The following is a 7,200-nucleotide window of genomic DNA, read 5'->3' on the forward strand; positions in this document are numbered from 1 at the left end:
ATTTTAATAAAATACGTCCATACCAAAACTATTACTGTTATGCCGGAAAAAGAAAAAAATAGGAAATGGCTTTTGCGGATATAGGGTATCGGCGTGATGGATACCTAGGGGCGAGTTTAATCGTAGTTAATAATATAGAGATCTTGATCACGTTTTTCTAAGTGAATTTTATCGGGATGCATAATTTTTAAACTAACCACATGATTTACAATAATTAATTTCTAGACTGCGATTATGGGTCATCTTTTATACGTAAGTGTAAAAAATGAACAATGATTCAATTATTCACAATAAGGTGTTAATGAATGAATGGTAGTTTTCATGTAACCACATGATAAATATCGATAATATTTGTTTTAAGACTTTTGAGAGTAAAATGTGGGGAATTATTATTATTCAAAAAATGAAGCATAGATCACAAAAGGAAAAGTTCTTCATTGTGATATTTTGCTATTTAGAATTTATTAAGCACCAATAACCTCGTTCAGTACCAGCCCCTACGAAAGGCGGAGTTAAACATGCCCAGTTACTTAGGTGAAGATAATTTGAAGGTAGAGAGTGCATCGGATAACAATCAAATAATGTCTGATGGGAAATTTAGTTCAAGCTCTACCTTTATGTTTGCCAGACTTAGTGTTCTGATGTTGTTGCAATTTATTGTTTTTGGATCCTGGTTTGCAACATTAGGATTGGTTTTATTTACTTATAAACTAGGAAGCATAATTGGCCTTGCATACACTTTATGTGCAGTAGCCGCAATAATTTCACCTTTGGTCTTTGGCGCTGTAAGTGATCGTTTTATTTCATCTGAGAAAATTCTTGGATTCTTACATGTTATTGGTGGTGCAATACAATTTATGTTGCCGGGGCTAGTAGCTTCTGGAAATGGTAGTATAGCACTTATTGTTATTTTCCTTTACATGGTATTCTTTCAGCCAACTCAAGGTTTAGTTAATTCACTATCTTTTCAACATCTAGGAAATCGGGGTGACTTATATCCTTATCTACGCTTATTTGCAACTGGTGGTTGGGCAATCGGCGGTTTCATCGTAGGAATACTTGGGTATTCGTCTACAATTGGGATTTTCTATGTGGCAGGTATTTCTGGTATATTACTGGGAGGGTATTCATTCACTCTTCCCAAGACTAATCCAAAAGTAAAAAACATTAAATTTAACTTATTAGACGCTTTAGGATTTGGGTCATTAGTGTTGTTCAAGAATAAAAATTTTGCAATTCTGATGATTTGCGCTCTATTAACATCTATATCGTTAGGTGTTTACAATACTTATGCTTCTCCGTTTTTAGGCTCCCTTGGTATCAATGGTGTTGCATCAGTAATGGCCCTAGGACAATTGTCTGAAGTTGCATTCATTGTTTTTGTACCATTTGTCATCAAAAAAGTTGGAATGAAATGGGCGCTTCTAATTGGTATGGCAATGTGGGGTATTCGCTTTATTCTTTTTATTTTAGCCGCCAAAGGGCATCATTGGACGGCATTTGTTGGTATAGGTTTACATGGAATTTGTAATGATTTTTTCTTAATTGTGAGTGCAATGTATATAGACCGTTTAGCACCTCATGAAATGAAAGTACAGGCACAGAGTTGGTTAATAATTGCAATCTCAGGATTTGGCGCTGCATTTGGCTCTCTTATCTCAGGATATGTTTACTCTATTACTATAAATGCGGCCATTGTTCAGTCTTGGATTATATTATGGTCAATTCCAATATCTATTGCCGTTGTAACAAGTATTGTATGGTTTATTGGTTTTGAAGAAAATAAATAACGTGGAATTGTGATTTATTAGTTAATAAAGCTTATTAAATAGTTGGAGGTTTTATGTTTGATAATTATCTTATTCGTCCAGGTAGCCTGAGAAATGAAAAGGTGAATGGTGAGGTGGTAGGGTTTACTTTAGCGGTGAGACATGCCAATTACAGAGGGTGTTTTGTTTCTTTACATAATGGCTATTATCTCTCTATAGATGGGGTTGAATATCCTAATTCAGTGCAGTCATTCGAGATCAATGGAAAAGCACCTCGCAGCTATGAAGAATTATCACATGCTGTTTATGAACACTGGGATTATGGCGATGATGGTATTTTACATGTGTCACATCCCGGAGGGTTAAAACCAGGAAAACATACAATTTTATTCCAACAATCTGTCCTTGCTGCTTATGGATATTTGCCTACAGATGAAGAGTGGGTTAAGAATCCACCAGTTCCAGGCAATGGTGCAGGATCGGATAAAACACCGCACATTGTAAAATTTGAAATGATTGTTGAATAAGGTGAATAAAATGAAACGTGGTGTATCGCTCTATAGCTATCAGCAGTCTCAGTTCTTCAAAGAATCTACTCTGGAGTCGCAACTTAATGAAGTTGCCAATAATTTGTATGGCGCTGATGGTATTGAACTAATCGATGAGATGTCAATTAAGTATCCTGTTCCAGACAAAGCATTCATGCAGCGCTGGTATAGGCTTATTGATATTCATGGTCTTAATCCTGTTGCTATGGATGTTAGTATGGATGTACTACAGTTCCGATCTCATGTCATGAGCCATGAAGAATGTGCTGAGCGTTTGAGAAGTGATATCAAGCTGGCGAAAACATTGGGATTTAGCATAGTTCGAGTGCTATCTATTGTTCCTCTGGATGTTATGGTCAAAGCCCTGCCATTGGCTGAAGCTCTTGATATTCGCATCGGTAAAGAGATTCACCAGCCGATGTCTTTAGAAGGACAGCAGGTTAGTGAGATAATCGAGTTCAATGAGAAAAATAATACTCGGCATTTAGGTATTGTTCCTGACTTTGGCATTTTTGGTACGCGCCCCTCTGAAGCTCAGTTAGGATGGTTTGAAAGACGAGGTGCTAATCCCGAGGCTTCTAAAGCAGCGGTTAAACTAGCTGCAATGGTTAAAACAGATCCTAAAACATTCAATGTAGCGAACCAAACAGCAGGAAATGTTCGAGCAGCATTCGGACAGTTCATTACTACTGGTGAATGTAATGATGAATTAAAAATATGTTTCAATGCGGTGAAAGCATTGGCTGAGGGATTTATCAAACAACCAAAACCTCTAGACTATACGGTAGTTGCTGAAGGGCTGACATTGTCTAATACTTCAGCTGAGACACTCCGCGAAATCTGCCCTCATATCACTCATATTCATGCTAAGTTTAACAACATGTCAGAAATACCCGACAAACCAGGACAATATCAGGATATTGCGATTGACTATGTGTCTGCAATCGATGCACTACGCCGGGGGGGGTTCGAAGGATATCTCAATTCGGAATATGAAGGACAACGCTACTTCCAGGATCGTGGACGTGAGTACATGATGAATGAATTTGAGCAAGTTCGCCGTCATCAGGAAATGTTGCGTCGTTTGATTACAGCTTGATTTTACAATCCACCTTCATTCTGGGGCTGATCATAACTGGCCTCAAAAGGGTTTATTATGGGTTATGCGCAGAAGCCATTCATTGCAAATGTGATATTACTAATGTGCTGTATGGCCGGAGGGCAGTCTGCGCTAACCCTGGCTGCAGAATCTAGTACGTAACAGGTTGATATAAAGATGAATACTATGCCAGAGACAATTAATGCCAATATGATGCCACGTACTCTTTTTGTGGGAACGTATGGCGATGAACATCAACCCGGAGGGATCTATTCTCTACGTCTTAGCTCTGATGGAAAAAAAATTGAGCAGTTGAATCATTTGGCAAATCCAAAACTTGCTGGATACCTAATGTACGATCCTAAGACTACAATTTTATATTCGGTAGACGAGCGTAAAAATGATGGGCGTGGACCCGTGGAACCCGCTGCAAGTGTTATGGCGTTTTCTGTAAACTTAGAAAGTGGTCATTTAAGTCTTTTAAATGAGCAAATTGCTCCAGGCCCACGTCCAACTTTTTTGAGTCTTGATAGCCATAATGGTCTATTATTTAGTGCAAACCATGGTGATTTCGAGCATGTAGAAAAAGTAGTTTTTAAAGATGGAAAGTGGGGATCAGAGTATGTTTATGATGATTCCACTGTGATTATGTATGGGCTAAACAAAGATGGGTCTATATCTGGAATCAATGATTTAGTGATTCTTCAGGGGCATGGTAAAGACCCTAATCATTCGAAACAAGCTGGAGGTCATGCTCAGGCTAGCCCCCATGCTCATAGCGCAGTTATTTCACCTAACGGCAAATATCTCCTTGTTTGTGATAAAGGCACGGATACGGTCTTAGTTTATTCTGTTACCGAAAAACTTAATCTGGTTAATAGTTATAAATTTCCAGATGAATCGGCACCTCGACATTTGGTTTTTGCTGATAATAAGCATTTATATCTAAATCTTGAAATATCATCTGAATTAGCGTCAATGGAATTTGATACTAAAACTGGGGAGTTGACATTATTGGATAAAATTTCAACCTTAGACAATAGCTATCGTGGTCATAATGAGCCTGCTGAAATCAGGCTTCATCCAAATGGTCGTTTTATATATGTAAATAATCGTGGCGAAGATACTATTGCGTGGTATAGCATTGATGAAAAAGCAAAACTAACCCGTATTGGGGCAGTCAAATTGGCTAAGTCAATCCATCCAGGATTGGCATCCCGTAGTTTTGCTTTTGATTCTACAGGGCAGTATTTAGTTTCTGCAGATCGCCCAGATAATAAAGTTAAAGTTTATAATGTTAATGCTGACACTGGTGTTTTAGATTTTGTCTCTGATTTCACGTTGCCACAACCTGCATTCATAGTATTTGCCGAAAACTAATGCTAATTAAGCTAATGGGGAATAATTAACCATTAGCTTTTTATATAATAATATAGACATGTATTTGTATTTGTATTTGTATTTGTATTTGTATTTGTATTTTATTGGGTTTGTCTGGTTATTCACTTTATGGGCATGCTTATATTTAGGTGAATGTATTTCAGCTTTGTTGCTATTTTATTGAAATTCTTCTTAAATAATGAGAGTAATAAAAATGACTGTTACCTATAAACGGAAATATAGTTTGGCTATGTTATCGCCTTTACTTCTGGCCTTTGGATTTAATGCTGCAGCGGATAAAGCAGCATGGAGTCCGATTGTATTAGGATATGAACCTCCAAGTCCCGGATTATTTGGTGATTGGGGCGGTATGAGAACGACCCTGGCAAATAGCGGATTCAATTATGCACTTATTTATCAAACCGAAAGTGCCTATAATGTGAGCGGAGGTTATGATCAAAACGGACATTATGCCTTTGTTGATCAGACTGCTTTAATATTCAATCAAGATCTTGAGCAGTTTACAGGGATGAGCGATGCAAAAATTGAGGGACTAATTACTAACCGAAATCATGATGATAATCTCACTACAGAGAGACTTCAGGACCAAAGGGTCCATTTTAACGACTTAGCCCAAGAGGGATGGGGGACTGGATCCATAACTCGCCTTGGTTATTTGACATTTAGTCGAACTTTTATGGATAAGAAATTGACTTGGCGCGCAGGCTTAATGAATTATCAACAAACCTTCGACCAGATTACTCCTTGTGATTTCCAGTTATTGACACTGTGCGGAGGCAAGTCATCTAACTCCTTGACCTGGAATACATGGAATATTCATACTTGGGGAACGACCTTTGCATATGCAATAACACCAGAGCTTACGCTTAAAACTGGTGTTATTGAACAAAACCCTCGGGCAGCAGATACGTCCCGAGCATGGTCATTTACAACTCATGGCAGCAAAGGTGTTCTGTTACCTTTTGAAGCTGAATTGAAAACATATATCAATGATTTGCCAGGTGCTTATAACTTTGGAGTTCTCTTTACAAACGCAAAACAGTATTCTCTTTACACTCCAGTAGGTAAAGATACTGAATCATATAATCGTACATGGTTTGCTTGGGGGGGATTTAATCAGCAAATAACCAGCCATGATGAAGATAAGACCAGAGGAATGAGTGTTTTTGGAAATATGAGTATTGCTGATCAACGGTCAGATGTAAACCATATTGTCGCTTCACTTGGCATTCGCTATCGTGGAATATTTGATGCCCTGCCTAATGACTATATTGGATTTGGCGGGAGTTGGATTGATATGAGCAATCGCCTTGCCAAAACTGAACGCCAGATTAATCAGATTAATGGTATTCATGATTATGATAACCCACTATATCAGCCAGTTCAGGGACATTCTGTAAATTTTGACTTGTACTATAGATTTAGACCAGTTTCTTGGCTTGATATTCAACCAGACATTCAATACTGGATAAATCCAGGTGCGATAAATGAAACAAAAGATGCTGTTGTTATCGGTATTAAAACTGCAGTTAGATTTTAATTGACAATTTACTCTTCAATAAAATTTCATTGATTTAAACATGACTGGCACATCCCTTCTAAATGATTAACTTTAGGAGGGATGTGCGAGTATTAATTATTAACAAGTGGTTTATGTATTGATGTTAGAGGACTATATTACGATTTGTATATTTCATAAATATATGCGGAAATATAGTGATAAGTGATTTTTGTCGTGTTCTAGTTTGTTCCTCTTTCCATAAATTGCCATTCTAATATGACCGCCTGACTTGGTTTTTCTGGAAAGTTAATTTTATCATCTAAGATTTTTAAAGCGATCTCACCTATTTTTTCTGTAGGTTGATGTATGGTGCTAAGTTGGGGCGACAACATTTTTGCAATTGGTATATTATCAAATCCGATAATTGAAAGTTCCTCAGGTATATTAATGCCCATTTTTTTTGCCTGATGCATAGCGCCAACCGCTAAGATATCTGATGCTGCAATAATAGCGTCGGGCATACTGGGTTTCGAACAAATTTCAGCTAAAGCCTCTGCACCATCATGAAATGAATGTGCTTTAACGTATACAATATTATTGGGATTTATATTGCCTTCACTTAATGCGCGCTCGAATCCTAGTTGGCGTTTTTTTGCATAACTAAGTTTCGTGTCATGATTTATTAATGCTATTTTTTTCTTTCCCGTTTCGATTAGCTTTTTTACGATGAAATAAGTAGCTTCTTCATCATCAATGCATACACTTGAAAAGTGCTCGTGTTCACTTTTTTCACCACATAAAACCCAAGGAATACTATTGCTCAAGATGTCTAAATAGCTGCGCCTAATACCGCTACACTTTTGCCAGACCATGTTTCCCTCC

6 protein-coding genes are annotated in these 7,200 nt (G+C 37.6%); 5 read left to right on the plus strand and 1 reads right to left on the minus strand.

The window, feature by feature from the left end; genetic code table 11:
• The first annotated feature begins 518 nt into the window (after positions 1-518).
• From ACLD4K_RS13410 to ACLD4K_RS13430, 5 genes are all read left to right on the plus strand, one after another.
• Entirely contained in the window at positions 519-1,790 is a 1,272-nt protein-coding gene (locus ACLD4K_RS13410; RefSeq protein ID WP_411011997.1) for an MFS transporter, read from the plus strand.
• A 53-nt stretch (positions 1,791-1,843) separates the two neighbouring features.
• Complete coding sequence (locus tag ACLD4K_RS13415; RefSeq protein ID WP_001519496.1) at positions 1,844-2,296, plus strand: DUF6379 domain-containing protein; 453 nt, start codon at positions 1,844-1,846, stop codon at positions 2,294-2,296.
• 10 nt (positions 2,297-2,306) lie between these two features.
• Positions 2,307-3,416, plus strand: a complete 1,110-nt coding sequence (locus tag ACLD4K_RS13420) for a xylose isomerase (protein WP_127201520.1) — start codon at positions 2,307-2,309, stop codon at positions 3,414-3,416.
• Between the two features lie 177 nt (positions 3,417-3,593).
• Positions 3,594-4,796 (plus strand): lactonase family protein, encoded by a 1,203-nt coding sequence (locus ACLD4K_RS13425; protein ID WP_411011998.1) that lies wholly within the window; start codon positions 3,594-3,596, stop codon positions 4,794-4,796.
• Between the two features lie 214 nt (positions 4,797-5,010).
• The gene (locus tag ACLD4K_RS13430) at positions 5,011-6,357 is read left to right on the plus strand and encodes a carbohydrate porin (RefSeq protein ID WP_023181900.1); all 1,347 of its coding nucleotides are present in this window, start codon (positions 5,011-5,013) and stop codon (positions 6,355-6,357) included.
• Positions 6,358-6,557: 200 nt separating this feature from the next.
• On the opposite strand, the gene ACLD4K_RS13435 is transcribed toward ACLD4K_RS13430, so the two are convergent.
• Positions 6,558-7,200, minus strand: a 643-nt coding sequence (locus tag ACLD4K_RS13435; protein WP_411011999.1) for a substrate-binding domain-containing protein, incomplete at its 5' end; no start/stop codon positions are given.

It is taken from the genome of Salmonella sp. 741265055_HSA, from assembly GCF_046569525.1.
Taxonomy (GTDB): domain Bacteria; phylum Pseudomonadota; class Gammaproteobacteria; order Enterobacterales; family Enterobacteriaceae; genus Salmonella; species Salmonella enterica.

Coding starts and splice junctions, on each gene's coding strand:
- ACLD4K_RS13410 (WP_411011997.1), top strand. CDS start 519: ATGCCCAGTTACTTAGGTGAAGATAATTTGAAGGTAGAGAGTGCATCG.
- ACLD4K_RS13415 (WP_001519496.1), top strand. CDS start 1,844: ATGTTTGATAATTATCTTATTCGTCCAGGTAGCCTGAGAAATGAAAAG.
- ACLD4K_RS13420 (WP_127201520.1), top strand. CDS start 2,307: ATGAAACGTGGTGTATCGCTCTATAGCTATCAGCAGTCTCAGTTCTTC.
- ACLD4K_RS13425 (WP_411011998.1), top strand. CDS start 3,594: ATGAATACTATGCCAGAGACAATTAATGCCAATATGATGCCACGTACT.
- ACLD4K_RS13430 (WP_023181900.1), top strand. CDS start 5,011: ATGACTGTTACCTATAAACGGAAATATAGTTTGGCTATGTTATCGCCT.